19 protein-coding genes and 1 tRNA gene are annotated in these 21,708 nt (G+C 72.7%); 8 read left to right on the top strand and 12 right to left on the bottom strand.

Annotation, left to right across the window (positions count from 1 at the left end):
* Positions 1-21: 21 nt before the first annotated feature.
* The 5 genes from AC4H2S_RS01880 to AC4H2S_RS01860 form a co-directional block, all read right to left on the bottom strand.
* Positions 22-627 carry a response regulator gene (locus AC4H2S_RS01880; RefSeq protein WP_491495259.1) on the bottom strand — a complete coding sequence of 202 codons (606 nt, stop codon included), beginning with the start codon at positions 625-627 and terminating at the stop codon, positions 22-24.
* The gene (locus AC4H2S_RS01875) at positions 624-1,742 is read right to left on the bottom strand and encodes a sensor histidine kinase (RefSeq protein ID WP_491495258.1); all 1,119 of its coding nucleotides are present in this window, start codon (positions 1,740-1,742) and stop codon (positions 624-626) included. Before AC4H2S_RS01875 ends, AC4H2S_RS01880 begins: the two co-directional genes overlap by 4 nt.
* Complete coding sequence (locus AC4H2S_RS01870) at positions 1,679-2,491, bottom strand: ABC transporter permease (RefSeq protein ID WP_491495257.1); 813 nt, start codon at positions 2,489-2,491, stop codon at positions 1,679-1,681. The genes AC4H2S_RS01875 and AC4H2S_RS01870 overlap by 64 nt, the downstream gene beginning before the upstream one ends.
* Positions 2,488-3,396, bottom strand: coding sequence for an ABC transporter ATP-binding protein (locus AC4H2S_RS01865; protein WP_491495256.1), 909 nt, complete (start codon positions 3,394-3,396; stop codon positions 2,488-2,490). The genes AC4H2S_RS01870 and AC4H2S_RS01865 overlap by 4 nt, the downstream gene beginning before the upstream one ends.
* A gap of 230 nt (positions 3,397-3,626) precedes the next feature.
* The gene (locus tag AC4H2S_RS01860; RefSeq protein WP_491495255.1) at positions 3,627-5,501 is read right to left on the bottom strand and encodes an acyl-CoA dehydrogenase; all 1,875 of its coding nucleotides are present in this window, start codon (positions 5,499-5,501) and stop codon (positions 3,627-3,629) included.
* Positions 5,502-5,859: 358 nt separating this feature from the next.
* Here AC4H2S_RS01860 and AC4H2S_RS01855 point away from each other — a divergent pair, with 358 nt between their 5' ends.
* Together AC4H2S_RS01855 and AC4H2S_RS01850 are read left to right on the top strand one after the other, a co-directional pair.
* Positions 5,860-6,759, top strand: a complete 900-nt coding sequence (locus AC4H2S_RS01855) for a sulfite exporter TauE/SafE family protein (RefSeq protein WP_491495254.1) — start codon at positions 5,860-5,862, stop codon at positions 6,757-6,759.
* A gap of 113 nt (positions 6,760-6,872) precedes the next feature.
* Complete coding sequence (locus tag AC4H2S_RS01850) at positions 6,873-7,331, top strand: RrF2 family transcriptional regulator (protein ID WP_491495253.1); 459 nt, start codon at positions 6,873-6,875, stop codon at positions 7,329-7,331.
* 17 nt (positions 7,332-7,348) lie between these two features.
* Here the strand turns inward: AC4H2S_RS01850 and AC4H2S_RS01845 are convergent, their stop codons facing one another.
* The 3 genes from AC4H2S_RS01845 to AC4H2S_RS01835 all read right to left on the bottom strand — a co-directional run bounded on the left by AC4H2S_RS01845 (position 7,349) and on the right by AC4H2S_RS01835 (position 9,003).
* Positions 7,349-7,975, bottom strand: coding sequence for a DUF2461 domain-containing protein (locus tag AC4H2S_RS01845; protein WP_491495252.1), 627 nt, complete (start codon positions 7,973-7,975; stop codon positions 7,349-7,351).
* Between the two features lie 136 nt (positions 7,976-8,111).
* Positions 8,112-8,187 (bottom strand) — tRNA-Gly (locus tag AC4H2S_RS01840).
* A 42-nt stretch (positions 8,188-8,229) separates the two neighbouring features.
* Positions 8,230-9,003: an SGNH/GDSL hydrolase family protein gene (locus AC4H2S_RS01835; RefSeq protein WP_491495251.1), complete on the bottom strand. Its 774-nt coding sequence runs from the start codon at positions 9,001-9,003 to the stop codon at positions 8,230-8,232.
* 56 nt (positions 9,004-9,059) lie between these two features.
* On the opposite strand from AC4H2S_RS01835, the gene dcd reads away from it, so the two are divergent.
* The 6 genes from dcd (at position 9,060) to AC4H2S_RS01805 (ending at position 14,713) form a co-directional block, all read left to right on the top strand.
* A complete protein-coding gene (gene dcd / locus AC4H2S_RS01830; protein ID WP_491495250.1) occupies positions 9,060-9,635 on the top strand; it encodes a dCTP deaminase in 576 nt (191 codons plus the stop codon).
* A gap of 120 nt (positions 9,636-9,755) precedes the next feature.
* Positions 9,756-10,793 carry an iron-siderophore ABC transporter substrate-binding protein gene (locus AC4H2S_RS01825; RefSeq protein ID WP_491495249.1) on the top strand — a complete coding sequence of 346 codons (1,038 nt, stop codon included), beginning with the start codon at positions 9,756-9,758 and terminating at the stop codon, positions 10,791-10,793.
* A 2-nt stretch (positions 10,794-10,795) separates the two neighbouring features.
* The gene (locus tag AC4H2S_RS01820) at positions 10,796-11,830 is read left to right on the top strand and encodes a FecCD family ABC transporter permease (RefSeq protein WP_491495248.1); all 1,035 of its coding nucleotides are present in this window, start codon (positions 10,796-10,798) and stop codon (positions 11,828-11,830) included.
* Positions 11,827-12,894 carry a FecCD family ABC transporter permease gene (locus AC4H2S_RS01815; RefSeq protein WP_491495247.1) on the top strand — a complete coding sequence of 356 codons (1,068 nt, stop codon included), beginning with the start codon at positions 11,827-11,829 and terminating at the stop codon, positions 12,892-12,894. The genes AC4H2S_RS01820 and AC4H2S_RS01815 overlap by 4 nt, the downstream gene beginning before the upstream one ends.
* Positions 12,891-13,778 carry an ABC transporter ATP-binding protein gene (locus AC4H2S_RS01810; RefSeq protein WP_491495246.1) on the top strand — a complete coding sequence of 296 codons (888 nt, stop codon included), beginning with the start codon at positions 12,891-12,893 and terminating at the stop codon, positions 13,776-13,778. The genes AC4H2S_RS01815 and AC4H2S_RS01810 overlap by 4 nt, the downstream gene beginning before the upstream one ends.
* On the top strand, positions 13,775-14,713 hold the full coding sequence (locus AC4H2S_RS01805; RefSeq protein WP_491495245.1) for a siderophore-interacting protein: 939 nt from the start codon (positions 13,775-13,777) through the stop codon (positions 14,711-14,713). The genes AC4H2S_RS01810 and AC4H2S_RS01805 overlap by 4 nt, the downstream gene beginning before the upstream one ends.
* Before the next feature lie 189 nt (positions 14,714-14,902).
* Here the strand turns inward: AC4H2S_RS01805 and AC4H2S_RS01800 are convergent, their stop codons facing one another.
* From AC4H2S_RS01800 to AC4H2S_RS01785, 4 genes are all read right to left on the bottom strand, one after another.
* Complete coding sequence (locus tag AC4H2S_RS01800; protein WP_491495244.1) at positions 14,903-15,748, bottom strand: DUF4097 family beta strand repeat-containing protein; 846 nt, start codon at positions 15,746-15,748, stop codon at positions 14,903-14,905.
* Between the two features lie 115 nt (positions 15,749-15,863).
* Positions 15,864-16,406 carry a toxin-antitoxin system HicB family antitoxin gene (locus AC4H2S_RS01795; RefSeq protein ID WP_491495243.1) on the bottom strand — a complete coding sequence of 181 codons (543 nt, stop codon included), beginning with the start codon at positions 16,404-16,406 and terminating at the stop codon, positions 15,864-15,866.
* A 197-nt stretch (positions 16,407-16,603) separates the two neighbouring features.
* Positions 16,604-17,956 (bottom strand): calcium-binding protein, encoded by a 1,353-nt coding sequence (locus AC4H2S_RS01790; protein WP_491495242.1) that lies wholly within the window; start codon positions 17,954-17,956, stop codon positions 16,604-16,606.
* A 170-nt stretch (positions 17,957-18,126) separates the two neighbouring features.
* Positions 18,127-21,705 (bottom strand): (Fe-S)-binding protein, encoded by a 3,579-nt coding sequence (locus tag AC4H2S_RS01785; RefSeq protein WP_491495241.1) that lies wholly within the window; start codon positions 21,703-21,705, stop codon positions 18,127-18,129.
* Positions 21,706-21,708: the final 3 nt, after the last annotated feature.

Below are 21,708 nucleotides of genomic sequence, written 5' to 3'. Positions count from 1 at the left end.
ACGCGCCCGCCGCCGACGGCCTCAGAGCCAGCCGCGCTCGTGGGCGATCCGGGCCGCCTCGCTGCGGGTGGTCGCCCCGGTCTTGCCGATCGCTGCCGACAGGTGGTTGCGCACGGTGCCCTCCGAGAGGTGCACGCGCGCGGCGATGGTGGCGACCGGTGAGCCGTCGAGGGCGTGCGTGAGCAGCTCGCGCTCGCGTCCGGTCAGCGGGCTCGGGCCGTCGACCAGCGACTCGGCGGCGAGGTCGGGATCGATCACCCGCAGGCCGGCGTGCACGCGGCGCACCGCGTCGGCGAGCTGCCGGGCCGGGGTGTCCTTGACGACGAACCCCGAGGCGCCGGCCTCGATCGCCCGGCGGACGTAGCCCGGCCGGCCGAAGGTGGTCACGATGAGCGACCGTACGCCGGGCAGCTCGCGCCGCAGCGCTGCGGCGGCCTCGATGCCGTTGACGCCGGGCATCTCGATGTCGAGCAGGCAGACCGCGGCGTCGGAGGCGCGGGCGGCCTCGACCACCTCGTCGCCGCGGCCGACCTGGGCGACGACCTCGAGGTCCGACTCGAGGTCGAGCAGCGCCGCCAGGGCGCCGCGCACGAGCGCCTGGTCGTCGGCCAGCAGCAGCCGGATCACGGCAGGGTCACCTCCACCCGGGTGCCCGGTCCGGCCGGGCCGACGGCGAGGGCGCCTCCCGCGCCGGCGACGCGCTCCCGCATCCCGCGCAGGCCGTTGCCCTCGCTTCCGTCGTAGCCACCGCCGTCGTCGGTGACGGCGATGCCCCGTGGGCCGAGCTCGATGACCACGGTGCGCGCCCGCGCGTGGCGTACGACGTTGGTGACCGACTCGCGCAGCACCCAGGCCAGCAGCGCGCGGTGCCGCGGGTCGGTGTCGGCGACGGAGCCGTCGATCGTCGTGGTGATGCCGGCATCGGCCAGCACCAGCGGGGCGGCCGCCAGCTCGTCGTCGAGGTTGCCGGCGCGCAGGCCGCCGACGGTCGCGCGCACCTCGGCGAGCGCCTGCCGGGCGGTGGTCTGGATCGACTCCAGCTCCTGCTTGGCCCGGGCCGGGTCGAGGTCGATCAGCCGGGCGGCGAGCTCGGCCTTGACCGACAGCGCCGTGAGGGAGTGGCCGAGCACGTCGTGGACGTCGCGGGCCACCCGTTCGCGCTCGGCGACCACCGCGTGCTCGCCCAGGGCGCGGTAGGAGAGCTCCTCGCGCTCGCCGAAGATGCGCAGCATGACGGCGCCGATCATGATCGGCCAGAGCACGAGGAAGAAGAAGGGCGGGAAGTCGTCGATCTGCAGCAGCGACAGGAGCGGGAACGCCGCCCACAGGCCCACCGCCCACTTCCACCACGGGGTGGGCAGCTCGAGGGCGGAGAGGATCGCGAGGTAGGGCGTGAACGAGATGACGCCGATGCCGATCACGGGGAGCGTCGCCAGGGCCATGGCCACCATCACGCCGAGGCACGGCCACGTGCTCCAGCGCCAGGAGTAGCCCATCACGTTGGCGACGGCGAACCCGGCGATGCACAGCCAGGCGCCCACCTTGACCGCGACCGACACGTCGGCGGCCGCGACGGAGGTGATCGGGAAGACGAGGAAGACCAGCCAGATGGCCGCGAACGCCCACCCCCACTTCTCCCAGGGGTTGTCCGGCAGGGCCGGGGTGTGCGCGGCGGCGATCACGTGCGCGCCCGACTGCGGCGTACGCCCCACAGGGCCATCAGCGCGAAGATCACCGTCCACGCCAGCACGTTAGCGATCGGCAGCCACAACGGGTCGCGACCCCCCTCGAGCAGCCAGCCCTCGGTGAGCGGGAACCGGGCCAGGGCGAGGTAGCCGTAGAACGGGGTGAGCCGGCCCAGGTCGAGCATGACGCCGCTCATCGGCACGAAGACGTTGCCGAGGAAGGCCAGCACCACGACCATCCCCGAGGCGATGCCGGACGCGTTGGGGCCGCGGAAGACCAGGCAGACCGCCAGGCCGTAGATCGCGAAGAGCGCGGAGCCGAGCCACACGAGCGCACCGGCCAGCACCCAGTCCGAGACGGTACCGCGGGCGCCGGTCGCCGCGCCGATGGCGAAGATCGCGACGACCGGCACGGCGGCCACCGCCATCGCGACGGCTGCCTTGGCGACCACGAAGGCGACCGGGCGCATCGGGGTCAGCCCGAGCTGCCGACCCCACCCCATCACCTGCTCGGTCGCCGCGCTGCCGGCGACGGTGGTGGTCGCGGTGACGGCGCCGTAGGCGGCCATCGAGATCATCACGATCATCGCGACGTTCCCGCTCCCGACGGGATCGTCCGAGCCGAGGCCGAAGACGAGGTACATGAACGTCGGCAGGCCGACGACGAAGAACATGCCGATGCGGTCGCGCAGCTGGCGCCGCAGGTCGAGGTGGGCGTAGGTGCGCATCACCGGACGCCGGGCGGGGCGTACGCCGTCGGCGTCGCGGGTCCGGCCGGCGGCGGGTGTGGCGGCCGTGGTGCTCATCGAGTGGCTCCTTCGAGCTGGGCTGCGGCGAGGGCGGGGTCGGGGTTGGGTTCAGGTTCGGGGTCGGCGGTGAGGGCGAGGAAGGCGGCCTCCAGGCTGGCGGCCGACACCTCGAGGTCGGTGACGCCGAGGGGCACGAGGGCCAGGCGTGCCTTCGCCAGCCAGTCGCCGTCCACGCCGCCGGTGCCGACGGCCTCGGGCGGCGGCCGGAAGGTGAGGGTGTGCCCGCCGTACGCCGCACGCACCTCGGCGGTCGGGGCGTCGTGGACGATCCGGCCCCGGTTGATCAGCACGGTGCGCTCGGCGAACTCGTCGGCCTCGGCGAGGTAGTGGGTGGCGAAGACGATCGTGCGCCCGAGCGCGGCGTCGGCGCGCATCGCCTGCCAGAACTCCCGCCGCGCGCCGACGTCCATGCCGGTGGTCGGCTCGTCGAGGATGACGAGGTCGGGGTCGGGCAGCAGTGCCAGGGCGAACTTGAGCCGCTGCTGCTCGCCGCCGGAGCATGCCTCGACCCGGCGGCCGGCGATACCGTCCAGCCGGGCCCGCTCGAGGACGACCTCGACGCGGTCGGTCCGGCCGTGCAGGGCGGCGATCGCGCGCACGGTCTCCTCGACGGTGAAGTCGTTGAGCAGGCCGCCGGTCTGCATGACCGCCGACACCCGCCCTTGGCGTACGGCCCGGGCGGGGGAGATGCCGTAGACCTCGAGCGTGCCGGCGTCGGCCGAGGTGAGGCCGAGCAGCAGGTCGACCGTCGTGGTCTTGCCCGCGCCGTTGGGGCCGAGGAAGGCCACGATCTCGCCGGGGTGGACCGTGAGGTCGACGTCGTCGACCGCGACGACCCGGGTGCCGTCGCTGGAGCGGAAGGACTTGCGGAGCCCGGTGGCGTGGATGGCTGGGGTGATCATGCGTCCAGCCTGTCGGCGTGGACGCGTCCACCCCTCGCCCAGGTGTCACGACCTCCCCGTGACACCTGTCATCCGCCGCGTCGGTGCACCACGGCGTCTGGAGGTGGTTCACCAAGGTATGCAGACGAACCGGCACTTCCCTCGATCAGCTGACCGAGGGAAGTGCCGGTTGAGCGACATACCTTGATGAACCGTCGGCGGCGGCGCCGCAGCCGGTCAGGAGACGACGGTCAGAACGACGCCTCGTCGAGGTCCATCAGCTCGAGGGTGGTGGCCTCGGCGATCGCGCGCTCGGCGCTGACCCGGGGCAGGTTGGTCTGTGCGAAGAACTGCGCGGCCGCGACCTTGCCCTCGTAGAACGCCTTGTCCTTCTCCGAGACCTCACCGGACAGCTTGTCCAGCGCGACCTCGGCCTGGCGCAGCAGCAGCCAGCCGCAGACGACGTCGCCGAGCGCCATCAGCAGGCGCGAGGTGTTGAGCCCGACCTTGTAGATGTTGCGCTGCTCCTCGGCCGACGACATCAGGTCGTTGATCATGTGGCCGACGATCGCGTTGGCGTCCTCGAGCGCGGTGGTGAGCAGCGCCCGCTCGTTCTTGAGGCGACCGTTGCCGGCCTCGGAGGCGAGGAAGCCCTCGATCTCCTTGGCCAGGTGGCCCAGCGCCCGGCCCTGGTCCTTGACGATCTTGCGGAAGAAGAAGTCCTGGCCCTGGATCGCGGTGGTGCCCTCGTAGAGGGTGTCGATCTTGGCGTCGCGGACGTACTGCTCGATCGGGTACTCCTGCAGGAAGCCCGAGCCGCCGAACGTCTGCAGCGACTCGGTGCCCAGCAGCACCCACGAGCGCTCGGAGCCGTAGCCCTTGACGATCGGGAGGAGCAGGTCGTTGACCGCGGCGGCGAGGCGGGCCTCGTCGCTGTCGGCGGTGCCCGCGTGCTCGGCGAGCATGACCTCGTCCTGCCAGGTGGCGGTGTAGAGCACCAGCGCGCGCATCGCCTCGGCGAACGACTTCTGGGTCATCAGCGAGCGGCGGACGTCGGGGTGGTGGGTGATCGTGACGCGCGGGGCGGTCTTGTCGGCGGCCTGGGTGAGGTCGGCCCCCTGCACGCGCTCCTTGGCGTAGTCGAGCGCGTTGAGGTAGCCGGTCGAGAGCGTCGCGATGGCCTTGGTGCCGACCAGCATGCGGGCGTTCTCGATGACCTGGAACATCTGGGCGATGCCGTCGTGGACCTCGCCGAGCAGCCAGCCCTTCGCCGGCTCGCCGCCGCCGACCTGCGGGTCGCCGAAGGTGACCTCGCAGGTGTTGGACACCTTGATGCCCATCTTGTGCTCGACGTTGGTGACGTAGACGCCGTTGCGCTCGCCGGTGAGCTCGCCGGTCTCGAGGTCGAAGTGCTGCTCGGGCATCCAGAAGAGCGAGAGGCCCTTCGTGCCCGGGCCGCCGACGCCCTCGACGCCCTCGGGGCGCGCGAGGACGAGGTGCATGATGTTCTCGCTCATGTCGTGGGTGGCGCTGGTGATGAAGCGCTTGACGCCGGTGATGTTCCACGAGCCGTCCTCGTTGGGGACGGCCTTGGCGCGGCCGGCGCCGACGTCGGAGCCCGCGTCGGGCTCGGTGAGCACCATCGTGCAGCCCCACTGCCGGTCGACCATGTACTGGGCGACGGCCTTGTCGCGGTCGTTGCCGTTGCGGTGGACCACGTTGGCGAACGCCGGCCCGGCGGCGTACATCCACACGGGGGCGTTGGCGCCGAGCACCATCTCGCCGAGGGCCCAGACCAGCGACGAGGGGGCCGGCGTGCCGCCCAGCTCCTCGTGGACCTGCAGGCGCCAGAACTCCGAGTCCATCCAGGCCTGGTAGCTCTGCTTGAACGACTCGGGCACCGGCGCGGTGTGGGTGGCGGGGTCGAAGACCGGCGGGTTGCGGTCGCTGGCCTCGTAGGACGAGGCGAGGTCCTCGCGGGAGAGGCGCTCGACCTCGCGCAGGATCTCGCGGGCGCTCTCGGCGTCGATCTCGCTGAAGGGTCCGGTGCCGAGGACCTCGTCACGGCCGAGCATCTCGAAGAGGTTGAACTCGATGTCTCGGAGGTTGGTCTTGTAGTGGCTCACAGCTTCCACCTGTCAGGTCGCGGGATCGGGGGCGAGTGCCTACTCGCCGGTAACAAGATGATGCCTCGCCGGGCGTCCCCGCGCAACACGATCGGGCGAACGTCACGTTGCGGGCGCGGCGGACGGGGCGCGGACAGGTCGCGAACGGGGCGCGGACAGGTCGGAGCGTCGCGGGAAGGCACGCGGAAGGGGCGCTGAAGTGGGCCCGGACGGGCAGCGGAAGAGCGACACGCCGCCGCACCATGTCGATTTTGTCTATCACTCCATGTATGTCTAGTCTTTCACCTGACAAACCAGACCCGCTCGACCTGGCCCGCGACCGCGTCGCTGCCGTCCTCAGAACCGGAAGGAGCTGCGCATGCGCAAGCTCATCGTGCTCGGCGTCGTGGGCCTCATCGCCCAGCTCATCGACGGCTCCCTGGGCATGGCCTACGGCGTGACGTCCTCGACGCTCCTCCTCGCGGCCGGCGTGGCGCCGGCAGCGGCCTCGGCCGCCGTCCACTTCTCCGAGATCGGCACCTCGCTCGTGTCCGGCGCCTCGCACCACAAGCTCGGCAACGTCGACTGGCGCACGGTGTCGATCCTGGCGGTGCCCGGCTTCGTGGGCGCCTTCGCCGGCGCGACGCTGCTGTCCAACATGGACGCGGCCGTCGCCAAGCCGATCGTCGCGATCATCCTGCTCAGCCTCGGCTTCTACGTCGTCTACCGCTTCCTGCGCCTCGGCGGCGCCCGCCCGACGTTCAAGGGCCACCCCTCGGCGGCGTTCCTCGCCCCGATGGGCCTGGTCGCCGGCACGCTCGACGCCGTCGGCGGCGGCGGGTGGGGCCCCGTCGGCACGACCTCGCTGCTCTCCAGCGGCCGCCTCGAGCCCCGCAAGGTCGTCGGCTCGATCGACACCTCGGAGTTCGTCGTCGCGGTCGGCGGCTCGCTCGGCTTCCTCCTCGGGCTCGGCGCCGCCGGGATCAACTGGGGCTACGCCGGTGCGCTCCTCGCCGGTGGCGTGATCGCCGCCCCCATCGCCGCCTGGCTGGTCAAGAAGCTCCCGGCCCGCGTGCTCGGCACCGCGGCCGGCGGCCTGATCATCTTGACCAACTCCAAGACGCTGCTCGACTCCCTCGGCGTCCCGGGTGTCGCCACCGCCGGCACCGCCGCGGTCATCTTCGTCCTCTGGGTCTCCGCGATCGTCTGGGCCGTCAAGCAGGAGCGGCTGTCCAGGGCCGCACTGGCCGAGGCGGACCTCGAGCCCACGACGGCCTGACCCCCCGACGGACGTACGCCGGTGCCCACCCCCGAGGCGCCGGCGTACGTCCTCCGGTGCCGCAGGTCGGGCAAGAGCACTGTCTCTGCCGACATATCTGACAAACTGGGCATATGCGCGTCTCCGCCAAAGCCGACTATGCCCTCCGGGCCCTGATCGAGATCGCGGTGCGCGCCGACGGGACCGCCGTCAGTGCCGAGCAGCTCGGCAAGGCCCAGGGCATCCCGCACGGCTTCCTCCAGGCGATCCTCGCCGACCTCCGACGCGCTGACATTGTGGTGTCGCAGCGCGGGCAGTCCGGCGGGTGGCGCTTCGCCCGCAAGCCCGAGTCAGTCACCGTCGCCGACGTGATCCGTGCCGTCGACGGCCCGCTGGTCTCGGTCTACGGCCTGCGTCCCGAGGCGGTGGAGTACGACGACAGCGCGAAGGTGCTGCAGCACGTGTGGATCGCCGCCCGCCACTCGCTGCGGATGGTCTTCGAGCAGGTCACGATCCAGCAGCTCGCCGACGGCACGCTGCCCGACGCCGTCGCCGCGCTCACCCAGGACGACGACGCCTGGCAGCCGCACTGAGGCCGCGTGCCTGACGCTCAGTCGACGGCGCGCAGCCAGCTGACCAGAGGGCGCAGGGCGCGCCAGTCCTCACGGACCCGGTCGACGAGACCGGCGCCGATGGCGTCGGCCTCGAAGCCGTAGGACCGGCCCACGAACAGCTGCTTGCGCCGCAGCAGGTGGATGCGCGGGTGGTCGGCGTCGTAGCCGCGGGGTGAGGTCTTGAGCTGCTCGCCGCCGACCTCGAAGCCGTCGCGCTCCAGTTTGCGCAGCAGCCGGTCGAGGGCCGAGCCGGTCTTGTCGTCGGCCATCGCGTCGCGGATCGCCGCGAGCGTGGGTCCGTCGGCGTCGTAGAACCCGGCGCCGACACGGGTGCCGCGCGGCGAGATCTCGAAGTACCAGCCGGTGCGCGGGCCGGCCGCGACGAACGCGCCCTGGTGGGTCTTGTAGGGCGTCTTGTCCTTGGCGAAGCGCACGTCGCGGTAGGGCCGGAACACCTTGGCGGTGCCGAACTCCGGCTCCAGGGCGGCCATCAGCGCCTTCATCGGCGCCTCGACCGACTCCTTGTAGACGTGCTTGTTGGCCTCCCAGTACGACTTGGTGTTGTCCATCTCCAGGTCGTCGTAGAAGTCGAGCGCGGCGACGGGGAATCCGGTGAAGCTCACGCCGGCCGACGTTAGCCCACGGGCCTCACCCGACCGCGGGGCGGTCAGACGAGATGTGGAGCGGATGACGAGATTCGAACTCGCGACATCGACGTCGGCCGAGCGTCGCGCTCGGCGCGCTATGAAGGGTGAGATGTGGAGCGGATGACGAGATTCGAACTCGCGACATCGACCTTGGGAAGGTCGCGCTCTACCAGCTGAGCTACATCCGCAGTGCCGTCCGGGGACAGCGGGCCAGATGCTACCGGACCGGGCTAGGCGGTGTCCGACCCGACCCGGGAGAGGGCGGGGTGCTTGGGCGCGACGGTGTCGCCGGACGAGCGCCCGGTGAGGCGCCGGTGCACCCAGGGCACGAGGAACTCGCGGGTCCACTGGGCGTTGGCGGCCCATGTCTCGCGGCGGCCGAGGACGGGCAGGGGCTCGACCGTGACCGGCTCGAGGCCGTGCTCGACGCCGATCGCCTCGAGCACGGCGTGCGCCATGTGGGTGTGGCCCGAGCTGTTGAGGTGCATCCGGTCGGTGTCCATCACGCTGCCGATCTCGATGTCGCGCATGCGCCACATGTCGACGATCGTGGCGCCGTGCCGGTCGGCGATCTCGCGCACCCACTCGTTGAAGATCGCCATCCGCCCGCGGACGGGTCCGTAGATGCCGCCGCTGCCCGGGTCGACGATCGTGAACATGACCACGCGGGCGCCGGTCGCGGCGAGCGTCGCGATCGCCGCGTCGTACGTGCGGGCGAGGGCGTCGAGGTCGACGCGGGGTCGTAGCACGTCGTTGCCGCCGCCGTGGATCGTGACCAGGTCGGGCTCGAGCGCGACGGCCGCGTCGAGCTGCTCGTCGATGATGGCGCCGAGCTTGCGGCCGCGGATCGCGAGGTTGGCGTAGCCGAAGTCGTCGGTCTGCTGCGCGAGCACCTCGGCGACCCGGTCGGCCCAGCCCCGCAGGCCGTTGGGCCGGGTGGGGTCGGGGTCGCCGACGCCCTCGGTGAAGGAGTCGCCCAGGGCGACGTAGCGGTGGAAGGTCACCGAGCCATTGTGCGACCCCCTCCCCAGCGCCTGACGGGTGGCCTAGGGTCGGCCGGGTGCTGCTCTCTGATCGCGACATCACCGCTGAGATCGACGCCGGCCGGATCGCCCTCGAGCCGTGGGACCCGCAGATGATGCAGCCCTCGAGCATCGATGTACGCCTCGACCGCTTCTTCCGCGTCTTCGAGAACCATCGCTACCCCCACATCGACCCGGCGGCCGACCAGTCCGAGCTCACCCGCGAGGTCGAGCCGGAGGGCGAGGAGCCGTTCATCCTGCACCCGGGCGAGTTCGTGCTCGGCTCGACCTACGAGGTGGTGTCCCTCCCCGACGACATCGCCGCGCGGGTCGAGGGCAAGTCGTCGCTGGGCCGGCTCGGCCTGCTCACCCACGCGACGGCGGGCTTCGTCGACCCCGGCTTCTCGGGCCACGTGACCCTCGAGCTGGCCAACGTCGCCACGCTGCCGATCAAGCTCTACCCGGGCATGAAGATCGGACAGTTCTGCTTCTTCCGGCTGTCCTCGCCGAGCGAGCACCCCTACGGCTCGGAGAAGTACGGCTCCCGCTACCAGGGTCAGCGCGGCCCGACGCCGAGCCGGTCGTTCCAGGGCTTCCACCGCACGTCGATCTGACTGCCGCCGGGCCCTGGGGGTCCGAGGGGTGGATTAGGACATGACCGCGTTGCCTTAATCGCGCGGGATGGGGTTAGGCTGACCTAAGTTAGCCTTGCCTTACCGAGACACGGAGTCCTGATGAAGCGTTCCCTCGCCGCGCCCCTGGCCGCGGTCACCGTCCTGGCGGCAGCCCTCGCCGGCTGCAGCACCGGGTCCACCAGCAGCAGCAGCGCGTCCGACGCGGAGCCCAGCTCGACCACGAGCGTCGACCCCGACGCCTTCCCGGTGACCATCGAGCACGCGCTCGGCGAGACGACCATCGAGTCGGAGCCGACGCGGGTCGCGACGCTGGGCTGGACCGACCACGACCACGCGCTCGCGCTCGGCGTCGTCCCCGTCGGCGCCACCAAGATCACCTGGGGCGGCAACGACGGCGGCTCCACCGACTGGTTCGACGCGGCCGTCGAGGAGGCGGGCGCGGAGGCGCCGGTGCGCTACGACGACGCCGACGGTGCGCCGGTCGACGAGATCGCCGAGCTCGCGCCCGACCTGATCCTGGCGACCAACTCGGGCATCACCGAGGCGGAGTACGCCAAGCTCTCCAAGATCGCCCCGGTCGTCGCCTACCCCGAGGCGCCCTGGACCACCGACTGGCAGACCTCCCTCGAGATGGTCGGCGAGGCCCTCGGCCGTACGGCGCTGGCCGACGAGGTCGCCGCCGACACCGAGGCCACCATCGAGCAGGCCGCCGAGGACAACCCCGAGCTGCAGGGTGCCGAGCTGATCTACGGCTACCTCGCCGCCACCGACCTGTCCACGGTCGGCATGTACGCCCCGGAGGACCCGCGGGTCTCGATCCTGCGCGACTTCGGCATGGTCGACGCCCCCGCCGTCGCCGACGCGATCAAGCCCGGCGAGTTCTACGGCACCGTGTCGGCGGAGAAGGCCGCCGACCTCGACTCCGACGTGTTCGTCACCTGGGTCGACTCGCCCGACACGGTCGAGACCATCGAGAACGACAAGCTGCTCGGCCAGATCCCCGCGATCGCGGCGGGCCACTGGTACGCCGAGACCGACAAGCAGAACGCGATGGCCTCGACCAACCCCACGCCCCTCTCCATCCCGGTCATCGTGAGCGACTTCCTGCCCCACGTGGTCGAGGCGCTCGAGGGCTAGGAATGACCGCCCTCGTCCCGACGCGGGAGGACGTCCTCAGGCCCCCGGGGGGAGGCCGCGGACGTCGTCCCGCCCTGCCGGTCAGCGTCGCGATCTCGATCGTGGCGCTGGCCGGTGCCGGCGCGCTGTCGCTGCTGGTCGGGGCCAGGGCCGTGCCGCTCGCTGCGGTGTGGGACGCCTCGCACCCCCTGCACGCCGTCGTCGAGGCGCGCCTGGACCGCACACTGCTCGGCCTCGCCGTCGGCGCCGCGCTCGGCCTCGCGGGTGCGCTGATGCAGGGCCTGACCCGCAACCCGCTGGCCGACCCGGGCATCCTCGGCGTCAACGCCGGCGCCACCTTCGCGATGGTCGTCGGGATGACGGCCTTCGGCGCATCCGCGATGGGGCAGTTCCTGCCGCTCGCCTTCGTCGGCGCGGCCCTCGCCGCCGCTGTCGTCCACGGCATCGCCTCGATGGGCCGCGACGGGGCCACCCCGATGAAGCTCGCCATCACCGGCGCAGCGCTCAGCGCCGGCCTGGCCAGCTGGACCACCGGCCTGCTGCTGGCCGACCGCAAGACCATGGAGTCCTTCCGCTTCTGGCAGGTCGGCACCGTCGCCGGCCGCGGCACCGACGTGCTGCTCGCCGGCCTGCCGTTCCTCGTCGTCGGCGCGCTGCTGGCGCTGCTCGGCGCCCGCCTGCTCAACACCCTCGCGCTCGGCGACGACCTCGCCCGCGGCCTGGGACGCCACACCACGCGCGACCGCCTCGTCATCGCGGTCGCGATCGTCCTGCTCGCCGGCACCGCGACCGCCCTCGCCGGGCCGATCGCGTTCGTCGGCCTCGTCGTGCCCCACGTCGTGCGGGCCCTCGTCGGCCCCGACCACCGCAGGCTGCTGCCGTTCTCCATGCTCGGCGGTGCCGTCCTCGTCGTCGTCGCCGACACGGTCGGCCGCGTCGTGCTGCCGCCGTCGGAGGTGCAGGTCGGCATCATGGCCGCCGTCGTGGGAGTGCCCGTCTTCATCGCCCTCATCCGCCGCACGGGGAGGGCCCTGTGAGCGTGACCCTCGACCGCAGCCCCGCCACCGCGCAGCCGGCAGCGCCGGACGCCGCCGATGTCGTACGACGCGCGCGCCGCGCCCCGGTGCGACACCACCGCCGCCTGCTCGGCGGTCTGTTCGTCGTCCTGCTCGCCGCGTTCGCCGCCCGCGTGCTGCTGGGCGACTACACCGTCACGATCCCCGACTTCCTCCGCATCCTCGGGGGCGAGCAGATCCCCGGCGCCACCTACATCGTGATGGAGTCCAAGCTGCCGCGGGCCGTGCTGGCGGTGCTGGTCGGCGCCGCCTTCGGCGTGGGCGGCGCGATCTTCCAGACCACGCTCCGCAACCCGCTCGCCAGCCCCGACATCGTCGGCATCAGCCTCGGCGCGAGCGCCGCGGCCATCTCCGTCATCGCGCTGGCCGGCTGGTCCGGGTGGACCGTGTCCGCGGCCGCGATCGCCGGCGCCCTCGGCGTCGCCCTCGTCGTGCGCGCCGTCGCCGGAGACCACGGCGGCTTCCGGCTCGTGCTGGCCGGCATCGGCATGGCCGCAGCGATGCAGTCGGTCATCCAGTACGTCTTCACCCGCGTCGACGAGTACGACGTGCAGCTGGTGCTGCGCTGGCTGACCGGCAGCGTCAACGGCGTCGCCTGGCAGACCATCGGCCTGTTGGCCATCGCCCTGGCGGTGCTGCTGCCGGCGACGGCCTGGGCCGCGCGGTCGCTGCGCGCGAGCGAGCTCGGCGAGGACGCCGCGGCCGGTCTCGGCGTGGGCCGCGGTCGCAGCGACGTGCTGATGCTCCTCGGCGTGCTGCTGGTCGCCGTCGGCGTCGCGGCCGCCGGCCCGATCGCCTTCGTGGCGTTCCTGTCCGGCCCGATCGCCCGCGCCCTCAACGGGGGGCGTACGACGCTGGTCGCCGCCGGTCTCGTCGGCGCGGTCATCGTCCTGGTCGGCGACTACGCGGGCGCCTACGCCTTCCCCGACCTCAACCTGCCCGTGGGCGTCGTGACCGGCGCCTTCGGTGCGCCGTTCCTGCTCTGGCTGCTCGCCCGCGGCCGCACCGGAAGGAGGGCGGCATGACCGTCGCCACTGCCCCGCACGTCCGCCTGGAGGCGAGCGACCTCACGCTCGGCTACACCGACACCGCCGTCGTGCGCGACCTCGACCTGCAGGTCCCGCACGGCCGCATCACCGTCATCGTCGGCGCCAACGCGTGCGGCAAGTCGACGCTGCTGCGCGGGCTCGCCCGGCTGCTCCGTCCCAGGTCGGGGTCGGTGCTGCTCGACGGCGAGGCCATCCACCGGCTCCCGACCAAGCAGGTCGCCCGCACGCTCGGGCTGCTGCCGCAGAACCCCGTCGCGCCCGAGGGCGTGACCGTCGCCGACCTCGTCGGACGCGGCCGCCACCCGCACCACGGCCCGTTCGGGCGCTGGACCACCGCCGACGACGAGGCCGTGGCGGAGGCGCTGACCCTCACCGACACCCTCGGCCTCGCCGACCGGGTCGTCGACGAGCTGTCCGGCGGGCAGCGCCAGCGGGTGTGGATCGCGATGGCGCTGGCGCAGGGCACCGACCTGCTGCTGCTCGACGAGCCCACGACCTACCTCGACGTCGCCCACCAGGTCGAGATGCTCGACCTCCTCGCCGAGCTCAACGCCCGGCGCGGCACCACGATCGTGATGGTGCTCCACGACCTCAACCTGTCGGCGCGCTACGCCGACCACCTCGTCGCGCTGCACACCGGCCGGATCGTCGCCGAGGGCACGCCCCGCGAGGTCGTCACCGAGGAGGTCGTGCGCTCCGTCTTCGGCCTCGAGAGCCGGGTGATCGACGACCCGGTCGCGCACACGCCCCTCGTCGTGCCCGTCGGGCGGCACCAGCCCCGCCGCCCCGCCGAGTCCACCGAGTCCAGCCCGATCAGCCCGATCAGCCCGCCAGCCCACCCCAGCCGGGAGACCCGATGACCGTGACCGCCTCCGTCCTGCCCATGATCCTCACCGAGGTCGAGGTCGTGGCCGTCGAGCGGCTCTCGCCGACGTTCGTCCGGGTCCACCTCGCGAGCCCCGACCTCGCCGACTTCGGCGTCGACGGCCCGCGCTGGGACCAGCGGATCAAGCTGATCCTCCCCGACCCGGAGACCGGGGCGATCACCTCGACCGAGGGCGCCGACGAGGGCTGGTGGGCGACGTGGCTGGAGCGCCCCGCCTCCGAGCGCGGCCACATGCGCACCTACACGATCCGCGACGTGCGGGGCTCCGGGGCGGAGACCACCTTCGTCGTCGACATGGTGCTGCACCTCGAGGGCGACCTCGTCGGGCCCGGCTCGCTGTGGGCCTCGCGCGCGACGGTCGGCGACCGGATCGCGCTGCTCGCTCCGCGCCGCGGCCACCCCTACGGCGGGATCGAGTTCACTCCCGCCCCCGGCGCCGAGCTGCTGCTCGTGGCCGACGAGACCGCGGTGCCGGCGGTCTGCACCGTGCTCGAGCAGCTGCCGGCCGATGCCCGCGGCACCGTGTTCATGGAGGTGCCGTGCGCGGCCGACGTGCAGGACGTACGCCGTCCGGCCGGGGTCGAGGTCGTGTGGCTGGCCCGCGACGGCGGCGAGCTCGGAGTCGGGCTGCACGACGCGGTCGTCGCGCACCTCGGCATCCCCGGCGACAAGGTGGAGGTCGCGCCCGACGAGGTCGACCCCGACCTCTGGGAGACGCCCTACTACTCCTCCTCGGGCGAGGAGGTCCCCGGCGGCATCACCGGCGCGGGTGGCACCTACGCGTGGATCGCGGGTGAGTCGAGGATCGTCACCGGCCTGCGCCGCCACCTGGTCAAGGAGCTCGGCTTCGACCGCAGCCAGGTGGCCTTCATGGGCTACTGGCGTCGCGGCGTGGCGATGAAGTCCTGACGTGACACCCCGCCGCGGCGACGGTGTCGCAGGCGGCGGGGCGGTGGGTCAGCGGTGCGTACGGGGCGCGCGGGGGGAGTAGCGCACGCGCTCCGCGATGCGGTGGCGGGCGATCAGCTCGATGTCGGTGAACGAGTCGTGCACGGCCTTCTCCTTTCGGCTCGTCGGGGCTGGGGTCTGGGTCCGGGATCAGCTCGGGTGGAGGGTCACGTCGCCCGAGGCGGTCGTGGCGCGGACCTCGAGGTAGGGCTGGTCGGGGGCGGGCTCCCCGGTGCTCGGCAGAGTCGAGCTGAGGCGACCGCTCGCCGTGCGCACGTCGGTCCACACCGGGGTGCCGTCGGTGACGCCGATGCGGACGTCGCCGCTGGCGGTCTTGGCCGTGACGCGGCCCGAGGCCACCTCGGCGACGACCAGGTCGCCCGATCCCGAGGTGAAGACCGCCTCCCCGCCCAGCGACTCCACGCGGGCGTCCCCCGAGCCGGTCTTGACCGCGAGATCGTCGCGCGCGGCGTCGACGCGGACGTCGCCGCTCCCGGTGGTGACGACCAGCGATGACTCGGCCCGGCGCACGACGATGTCGCCGGAGCCCGACCGGAGCCGCGCGTCGCCGACCAGGTGCCCGGCGAGCAGGTCGCCCGAGCCGGACTGGACGACGGTGTCCCCCTCGACGACGTCGAGCGAGACGTCCCCCGAGCCGCTGTCGATGCGGGTGTCGTCGAAGCGTCCCTCGGCGACGAGGTCACTGCTGCCGACCTTGGCGCGCAGCCTGCTGGCGACGGGCAGCTCCACGACGATCTCGGCGCGCGCGTCGCGGCTGAACAGGCCGCCGCCGGAGCGCGGCGGGACGATCGAGACGAGGGGCCGCTCACCGGCGACGACGTGCTGGACGTCGTACTCCTCGGCCCGCTCGCCCGTGATGCTCACGGTCGTCCGGGTGGTGCCGGTGGCGCTCACGCGGACCAGGCCGCGGCCGTTCTCGACGACGAGGTCGATGGGCTCGGGGGTGTCGAAGGCGCGGTCGAGCTGGTTGCTCATGAGGTCTCCAGAGGGTGTGGTCGTCCGCCGGGCCGGCTGCTGCCGGTCCGCTGGTGGTGAGGTGGGACGTGGGGTGACGTGGGGTGGGATGGGCGGGCCGGGTGGGCCCGTCAGGTCAGAGCCAGCCGGTCATCCGGCGGTTGCCCTGCTTGCGGTGGCCCGCGAACGGGTCGTAGCCCACGAAGGGGACGCTGCTCAGGTCGATGTCGACGTTGATGGCGTGCTCGTTGGTCGCGCTGCGCACGAGGCCGACCATCCAGGTGTTGAGGCTCTGCCCGGCGGCTGCGGCCTTCTCCTCGGCCCGCGCCTTGACGGCCTCCGGGATGCGGAGCGTGATCCGGGCAAGGTCGCCGTCGTCCTCCTCCGGCGGCGCCGGCGCGGCGGGCGGCGGAGGGGGTGCGGGGATCGCGGCGGGCGGGGCGACCTCGACGACGAAGTCGAGCTCTCGGCCCACCAGCCGGACGTCCACGCTGCCGTCGGGGAGCTCGGCGGTGATCTCCGCCGCGGCGTGGGAGATGGCCTCCATCAGCGCGAGCCGTGCGCTCGGGTCGAGCGCGTAGGCCAGCCGCTCGGCCGCCTGCCGCAGCTCGTCGCTGCCGGCCTCGGCCGCGGCGACGAGGTCGCGGCGGAGACCGTCGACGTAGGGGGTGATGTCCATGCGCACCACACTGACATCATCATGATGTCATGTCAAGGGAACGTGATGTCACTGTGGCTTCGCGGTGACGCCGCGCGGCACCGCCGCCGCAGGCCGTCTGGCAGACGTGGGCGGCCAGCTGACGGCGTGACGCCCGCCGCGGTGCCCTGACGTAGGCGGGTCAGAGGTCGGAGGCGCACCGGTCCGCTGAGGTGTCGTCAGCGTTCGCAGCGGCGCTCGCGCTCGGCGCGGCAGGTGTCGTCGGGCCCGCTTCCTCCGTCGGCGCGATCGCGCCCCCTCCCGGCCCGCAGCTCGTCGCGCCCCGCGTCGCCGTGGAGTCGGTCACGGCCCTGCCGTCCGTCGAGCAGGTCGTCACCGCTGCCGCCGCGAAGCACGTCGCGCCCCCGCGTGCCCCGGAGGTGGTCGTCGCCGCCGCCGCCGTCGACCCGCGCCTTCGGGAAGCGAGGGCAGAAGACGGTCTCGAACATGGACTCGACGTCCGGCTGGACCGTGTCCGCTCCGCCCCGGCCGCGGACGGTGGCGTCGCACGCGCCGAACCTCAGGCTGTTGCCGTCGCGGGTGCCGGCGAGGACGACGCGGTGGGCATACAACGAGGCGTCCTCGACGTCGGTGACCGGGATCGTGCGCCGCGCCCCGGCGTCCGCGACCAGCCGGCCGCGCCTCAGGTCGAGGTCCAGGAGGCCGCTCTCGGTCGTGACGTAGAACCCGTCGCGGCCAGCACCGCCCTCGATCGAGCTCCCGGCACGCGGTGCCTCGTCCGCCACGAGGGCGTCGTCCCCGGCGCCGAAGCTCGCGTCGACGGGGCCGGACGCCCTCGCGACGAGGGCCTCGTCGGCCGCGGTGCCGACGAAGTGGAGGGGGGCGCCGCCGATCGTCCCGGTGTAGAACGTCTCCAGACCCGACCAGCGCGCGATGACCTGCTGGTCGACCACGAGCGTCCCAGAAGCGTTGTCGATCGTCGTCGCCCCGGACCGCGAGGTCGAGGGGTAGAACTCGTCCACGCCGTCGCCACCGGCGATCGATCCGCCGGGCGCCATGACGCCTGCATAGTCGAGGGCGTCGTCGCCGGCGCCCAGGTCGATGACGTCGGCGTTGGGCTCACCGGGAACGCCGCTGTCCACCACGTCGCGTGTGTCGCCGCCGATGATGACGTCCCGCGCGGTGTCAGCGGGCCCGGCATCGACGACGTTCTCGCCGCCGCCTCCCTCGAAGCGGTCCGCTCCGTCGCCGAGGTCGGCCTGGACCGAGCCGCGCCAGGCCGTGCCGTCCACGACGTCGTCGCCGGCCCCCGCGTCGATCGTGGTGTTCCCCGACGGCGACATGCCCGTCAGGCAGATCACGTCGTCGCCGCCCAGCGCCAGGACGCGCGTCGCGCCGTTGGTGACGACGACGTCGCGAGCTTCCGTGCCGGTGATGAGCTGCCCGGCCCCGACGATGGTGACAGCCTCGCCCCGGCAGGCCTCGCCGGCGCCCGACGCCGTCGCGCCGGTCGGCCCGAGCAGGGTGAGCGCCAACAGGGCCGCGGCGGTCAGTGGCGTCCTACGGCTCATGGGTGCCCTCCGGTGGTCGACGTCGCGGGCACTGGTGTGATGCCTGCGACCCCCCGCAAGTTGTCACGGTGGCGCCCGCACCTGGCGCTCCCGCGCGGCGCGGCGCGGCACGAGTCGAGTCCCGGGTCACGTCGCCCCGGTCCTCCTTCCGGCGCACCGCCGGAATGCGCTCAGAGATCGAAGAGCGAGCCCGATCCGTTGATGTCGACGTCGGTACGCGGCGTGTGTCCGGGTCCGTCGGTCGGCGTCTCGTCCGTGCCGGCGCCGGTGCCGTCGGTCGGGGCCTCCTCGGTCGGGGCCTCCTCGGTCGGGGCCTCGTCCGCGACGGGGGTCGCCTCGTCCTCGGTCGCGACCGGGTCGGGGGTGTCCCCGGCTCCCGGGCCGTCGGCCTCCGCGTCGCCGAACAGCGCCGCCTGGCTGAGGTCCGCGCCGCTCGGCGGAGCGCTCGGGGCGGGCTCGGGCTCGACGGATGCTGCTGCCTCCGGCTCCGGCTCCGGCGCGGACGCAGCCGCGGGGGCTGGCGCCGCGGACGTGGGCGCGGGTGCCTCCACGTCGAAGAGCGAGCCGAGGCTCGACAGGTCGACGTCCGTGGCAGGCGTGGACACCGCGTCGCTGGCCTGGTCGCCCGCCGCCACGGGCGCAGGCTCGGCCTCCGCGGAGGCGGTCGGCGCAGGCTGCTCGGCCGTCACCGGCTCGGGCTCGGCGGAGGCGGACGCGGGCTCCGGCGCAGCCTCCGGCTCCGCGGCAGCGGCCGGCTCCTCGCTCGCCGGTGCCTCCAGGTCGAACAGCGACCCGAGGCTCGACAGGTCGGTGTCGGTGGCCGGGGCCGCCGAGCTGGCCCGGGGGGCCGGCGTGCCGCTGTCGGCGGGGGCCTCCTTCGCGACAGGGGCCTCCTCGGGGGCGGGAGCGGCGGGAGCTGCGGCCGACGTCGCTGCCGGCGCGGCCGAGGCAGGCTCGGGTGCGGCGATGTCGAAGAGCGACCCGCCGCTGCCCAGGCCCGTGGCAGGCGGCGTCTCGACGGCCGAGTCGGCCGCCGCCCCACCCGTGCTGCCGGCGGTCGCGGTCGTCGGCTCGGGCTCCGCCGCGGCGGGGGTCGGCGTCGGCTCGGGCGTACCCAGGTCGAAGAGCGACCCGCCGCTGCCGAGGTCGGCGGTGGGAGGAGCCGCGGCGCTGGACTCGGCGGGCTTCTCGGCCTGGGGCGCGCTCTCCTCGGCGGCCGGCTCGGCTGTCGGGGTGTCGAAGAGCGAGCCGCCGGCGAACGGGTCGGCAGCCTTGGCGGTCTTGGCGGTCGCCTCGGTGGTCGCCTCCGTCGTCGAGCTGGCGGCGGCGTCGGCCGGGGTGTCGAAGAGCGACGAGCCGCCGGACGCCTTGGCGGCGGGGGCGTCGGCGGGGGTGTCGAAGAGCGACGTGCCGCCGGACGCCTTGGCGGCCGGGCCCACGTCGGCGGTGTCGGTGACCGTGGCGTCGGTGAGGGTGACGTCGCCGGCCTCCGGCTCGTCCTTGGTGGCGACGTCGGTGCCCGTCGCGCCGGCGGGAGCAGCGGCGGGGGCTGCGGCGGGCGCCGACCCGGGCGCGGCCTTGGTCGCCTGCTCGCCCTTCACCGAGGCCAGCAGCATCTGCGCGACGTCGAGGACCTCGACCTCCTCGCGGGCCTCGCCGTTGGCCTGCTGGGCCGTGAGCCCGTCGGAGAGCATGACCCGGCAGAACGGGCAGCCCACCGCGATCTGGTCGGCACCGGTGCCGACGGCCTCCTTGGTGCGGTTGACGTTGATCCGCTCGCCGAGGTTCTCCTCCATCCACATGCGCGCGCCACCGGCGCCGCAGCAGAAGGACTTCTCGGAGTGGCGCTCCATCTCGACGTACTCCGCGCCGGGCAGCACCTGCAGCAGCTCGCGCGGCGGCGAGTAGACCTGGTTGTGGCGACCGAGGTAGCACGGGTCGTGGTAGGTGATCGAGCGCTTCGCGGCGCCCGCACCGTCCTTGACCGGGGTCAGCTTGCCCTCCCGCACGAGGCGGTTGAGCAGCTGGGTGTGGTGCACGACCTCGAGCTCGATGCCGAAGTCCTTGTACTCGTTCTTGAGCGTGTTGAAGCAGTGGGCGCAGGTCGAGACGACCTTCTTGACCTTGTACTCCTTGAAGGTCTCGACGTTCTGCTGGGCGAGGCCCTGGAAGACGAACTCGTTGCCGGCGCGGCGGGCGGGGTCGCCGGTGCAGGTCTCGCCGTTGCCGAGCACGCCGAAGGAGATGCCGGCCATGTCGAGCAGCTCGGCGACCGCGCGGGTCGTCTTCTTCGCGCGGTCCTCGTACGCGCCGGCGCAGCCGACCCAGAACAGCCAGTCGACCGATTCGAGGGACTCCAGGTCCTCCCCGACGACCGGCACGTCGAAGTCGAGGCCCTTGGCCCAGTCCATCCGCGCGGTGGCGGACATGTTCCACGGGTTGCCCTTGTTCTCCAGGCCCTTGAACAGCTGGTTGAGCTCGGCGGGGAAGTTGGACTCCACGAGCAGCTGGTAGCGCCGCATGTCCATGATGTGGTCGACGTGCTCGATGTCGACGGGGCACTGCTGGACGCACGCGCCGCACGACGTGCAGCTCCACAGCACGTCCTCGTCGATGACGAAGTCGCCGTCGGCGGGGTTGTAGAAGTAGTCGAGGACGTCGGTGCCGGCGCCCGCGGTCTCGCCCTTGGAGCCGACCCCGACGAGCTGGCGCTCGGCGTGCGCCTCGTTGCCGTCCGCCTTGCCGTACGCGTGGTCGCGCAGGCTCGTGATGAGCAGCTTGGGCGAGAGCGGCTTCTCGGTGTTCCAGGCGGGGCACTGCGACTGGCAGCGACCGCACTCGGTGCAGGTGGTGAAGTCGAGAATGCCCTTCCACGAGAAGTCGTCGATCGAGCCCACGCCCAGCGCGGAGTCCTCGTCGAGGTCGTCGATGTCGTCGAGGGTGATCGCCTTGCCGTCGGAGGTCAGCGGCTTCATCGCGCCGAGCGCCGTGCTGCCGTCGGCCTCGCGCTTGAACCAGATGTTGAACCACGTCGTGAAGCGGTGCCAGGCGATGCCCATGGTGATGTTGCGGGCGATCACCATCAGCCAGACCATCGCGAGCGCGATCTTGAACATCGCGATGACGTAGATGAGGTTCTCGAGCGAGCCGACCGAGCTCGGGTAGAGCAGGTCGCCGAGCCACGACGAGAACGGGTAGTGGGCGCGGCCGGCCTCCTCGTCGAGGCGCCACTCCGCGGCGCGGACGAAGAGGATCGCCGAGCCCTCGAGCAGTGCGAGCGCCTCGACGAAGTAGGCCTGCCAGAAGGTCGAGCCGAAGAAGCGGCTCCGGCGGCCCTCGTTGCGCGGGTGGTGCCGCTGCCGGTAGACGATCAGGAAGACGATGCCGATCGTGCTCAGGGCACCGATGACCTCCATGAGCCACTCGAACGGGTACCAGTGGCCGATGACCGGGTAGGCGAAGTCGGGCTTGAAGAGCTGGAAGTAGGCCGCCAGCACGGCGGTGCTGAGCAGCAGGAACGCCATGTAGACGAACCAGTGCATGATGCCGATCCAGTGCCACTGGAGCATCCGGGTGTGGAGGAACGTCTCCTTGAGCATCGTCGCGGTGCGGCCGGCCGGGTTGTCGCTGCGGCCCGGCGCGGGCTGGCTCGTGCGGATCACGCGCAGCATCCGGCGTACGGCCGGGACCAGCATGGCGACTGCGGCGACGGTCAGTGCGAACGAGACGACGATCGCGAACATCTGCATGGA

It is taken from the genome of Nocardioides sp. Z13_37, assembly GCF_058355585.1.
The sequence above is the reverse complement of the archived record's forward strand: the minus strand, read 5'-3'. Positions and strand labels throughout refer to the sequence as shown.

Excerpts from the sequence above, each read along its gene's own strand:
- AC4H2S_RS01870 (WP_491495257.1), bottom strand. The coding sequence starts at position 2,491 with ATGAGCACCACGGCCGCCACACCCGCCGCCGGCCGGACCCGCGACGCC.
- AC4H2S_RS01865 (WP_491495256.1), bottom strand. The coding sequence starts at position 3,396 with ATGATCACCCCAGCCATCCACGCCACCGGGCTCCGCAAGTCCTTCCGC.
- AC4H2S_RS01855 (WP_491495254.1), top strand. The coding sequence starts at position 5,860 with ATGCGCAAGCTCATCGTGCTCGGCGTCGTGGGCCTCATCGCCCAGCTC.
- AC4H2S_RS01850 (WP_491495253.1), top strand. The coding sequence starts at position 6,873 with ATGCGCGTCTCCGCCAAAGCCGACTATGCCCTCCGGGCCCTGATCGAG.
- AC4H2S_RS01825 (WP_491495249.1), top strand. The coding sequence starts at position 9,756 with ATGAAGCGTTCCCTCGCCGCGCCCCTGGCCGCGGTCACCGTCCTGGCG.
- AC4H2S_RS01820 (WP_491495248.1), top strand. The coding sequence starts at position 10,796 with ATGACCGCCCTCGTCCCGACGCGGGAGGACGTCCTCAGGCCCCCGGGG.
- AC4H2S_RS01810 (WP_491495246.1), top strand. The coding sequence starts at position 12,891 with ATGACCGTCGCCACTGCCCCGCACGTCCGCCTGGAGGCGAGCGACCTC.
- AC4H2S_RS01805 (WP_491495245.1), top strand. The coding sequence starts at position 13,775 with ATGACCGTGACCGCCTCCGTCCTGCCCATGATCCTCACCGAGGTCGAG.
- AC4H2S_RS01800 (WP_491495244.1), bottom strand. The coding sequence starts at position 15,748 with ATGAGCAACCAGCTCGACCGCGCCTTCGACACCCCCGAGCCCATCGAC.
- AC4H2S_RS01795 (WP_491495243.1), bottom strand. The coding sequence starts at position 16,406 with ATGGACATCACCCCCTACGTCGACGGTCTCCGCCGCGACCTCGTCGCC.
- AC4H2S_RS01790 (WP_491495242.1), bottom strand. The coding sequence starts at position 17,956 with ATGAGCCGTAGGACGCCACTGACCGCCGCGGCCCTGTTGGCGCTCACC.
- AC4H2S_RS01785 (WP_491495241.1), bottom strand. The coding sequence starts at position 21,705 with ATGCAGATGTTCGCGATCGTCGTCTCGTTCGCACTGACCGTCGCCGCA.